General features: G+C 72.6%; 1 protein-coding gene. It reads right to left on the reverse strand.

All coding sequences use genetic code 11. The annotated features are described in order from the left end of the window. Positions 1-483: 483 nt before the first annotated feature. A complete protein-coding gene (locus tag C6N75_RS28850) occupies positions 484-1212 on the reverse strand; it encodes a bifunctional DNA primase/polymerase (protein WP_105871794.1) in 729 nt (242 codons plus the stop codon). Positions 1213-2383: the final 1171 nt, after the last annotated feature.

Below are 2383 nucleotides of genomic sequence, written 5' to 3' on the forward strand. Positions count from 1 at the left end.
GTCGCCGGGCGACGCGTCTGCGCATGACCGGTCTGGTCGCGGCCTCGGCCGCCATGGGGAGGAGTGCGGCGCAGGCCGCGGCCGCGACCAGACCGGTCATGCGCAGACGCGTCGCACGGAGACCGGCCACGCGACGGCCGGTCACATGACGGCGAGTCATGAGGGGGCGGGTCATGCGAGGGGAGCCGGTCATGCGGAGGAGCCGGTCGTACGGAGGTTCATCGCCACCCACCTGCCTACTGCCCGGCACCTGTTGCCAAGCGGGGATCGTGCGGGCGGTCCCCGCGCGGCCGGTGACCGCGCGGAACCGCCCGCCCCCGGACCAACGGGCGACGGGCGGCTCCGTCACGTACATCCGTCCCGTACCGCGTACATCCCTCCCGTACGGCGGACACGCACGACGGCGGAGAGAAGGACGGTGGACGGAGGAGGACCGAGGACGGAGGACGGAGGGGGACGAAGGAGGAGGTCCGGTGGAGGAGGTCAGTAGTGGAGCCGGCTGCCGTCGTCCGGGGTGCTGATGCTCGCCTCGACGAGGGTGTCCACGACGAGTTCGACGTCCGGCAACCACGGCGCGGCGGGCCCGGCTGGCGGCCGGCGCTCCCAGCGCGCCAGCCCGCTCCCGGTGTCCGAGGGGGGCAGCACCAGATAGCCGCCCTCGCCGTGGAACCGCAACGAGCCGGGCACCCGGTCCTTGGCGTACAGCAGTTCGCCGAGCTGCTCCAGGGTGTACGACGCGACCAGCAGCGACCAGCGGGTGGGCGTCGCCACCACCGGCCCCGGGTCGAGTCCCAGCCGGTCCAGCTCCGCCAGGGCCCGGGCGCCCGCGACGGCGGGCAGGCTCACCGCGCAGGGCGCTCTGCCGCCGGTGGCGAGCAGGATCGGGGCGTCGGGGCGGTTGGTCCACCACCAGCGGACCATGCGGGCATCGGCGGTGGCCGCCAGCAGCCCGGGGTCGAAGGGGTGCGCGCCGGGTACCGCGCACGCGGGGTCGGGGCAGGCGCAACCGCGGTCACGGTCACCGCGGTCACGGTCACCGCGGTCACGGTCACCGCGGTCGCGGTCGCCGCGGCCGCCGGCGGCCGGCAGTCCCACGCCGGGGAGTACGGGCCAGTCCCACTCGGTGGCGCATTGGAGCGCCGCGCCGAGGTGGTCAGCCCTCCTTCCGCGCCGGAGCCGGAGCCTGCGTCGCCTTCCGAGGATCTCGCGCATGAGCGCTCGTTCCTTTCCGTTGAACGCCGAGGTCATCCACTGTCGCGCGCCGCTCGGCCGCCTCGGGTGGCCGGCCGGGAGACGCGTGTCCCACACCGGCGCCACCGTGCCGCGGGCACGGCGACGCTCGGGTACTGCCTGCTCTCGCTGCTCTGCTGCTTCGCCGCGTCACGCTTCGCGAGGCGCCGCGTCCGTCGCACTGTGCCGTTTCGTCGCACTGCGCCGTCCCGCCGGGCGGCTCCGTGGCTCGGAGCCTGCCATCGGACCCGAAGCGGGTCCGGAGAGTCCCGGCTACCGCCGTCTGTCCATTCCACACCTGGCGCGGGGGTGGCGTGTGCCTGGCGCGCGCCAGGCGTTCCACGAGCCGCCGTGCGCCCCGTGATCCCCGTGGTCCCCTTGGTCCCCGTCGTCCACGTGTTCCTGCCGAGCGTCCGTGCGGTCCCGCCTCGCGAGGGATGGGACGCGCGGGCCTGGCGCCGGGTTCCGCGCCGCTCCCGTGTGTCCCGGCCGTCACCGGTCACGTACATCCAGGTAGACACTTGTGCACACACATGACAGGTAGACACCTGTGTACACACATGTACGTACCCAACGGGTCCGGGATGACGCCCCTCCGGCCTCGGCCGGGCGCCGACCCAGGTGGGCGGTGCCGACGCGAGCCGTCAGGCGGACGCCCGGTTCGAACGGTGCTCAGTCGACCGCAAGACCCTTCCCCCTACCGCTTTTTCCGGCCAGCGTGAGGTCATCGGAATTGGCGCGCGTCCAGTCGTGACAATGCTGGACATCTCCTTATGTGTGCGTGTACATGTGGACGCAGTGACAGCGGCGCTCATTGACATGGGGGTTTGCGATGCTTCCCAGCGAGACGCACCCATCGGAGAGCCGCCTGCCATGAGCGTGCCGCACCTGCCCAAAGTGGCCGGAATCGATCCCGCACTTCCCTCTCCCGCGCAGACTGCGCCGACTCCCGGAGAAGTGGCAGGAGAGACGGCCGGGGAGGTGGCCGGCGGGCCGTCCGAGGTGACGACTGGTGCGAACACCGGCGGGTCGGCCGCCGAGAGACCGACCTCCGCCGCTGCCACCGCCGCGGCCACCGCCCACCTCTCTCTTTTTCCCATCCTCCCGCCCCCGCAACGGATAGGAATCTCGTGTGCCCTTTTCTTCTTGCAAA

Origin of the sequence: Streptomyces solincola (assembly GCF_002982015.1) — a bacterium.
GTDB classification, from domain to species: Bacteria; Actinomycetota; Actinomycetes; order Streptomycetales; family Streptomycetaceae; genus Streptomyces; species Streptomyces solincola.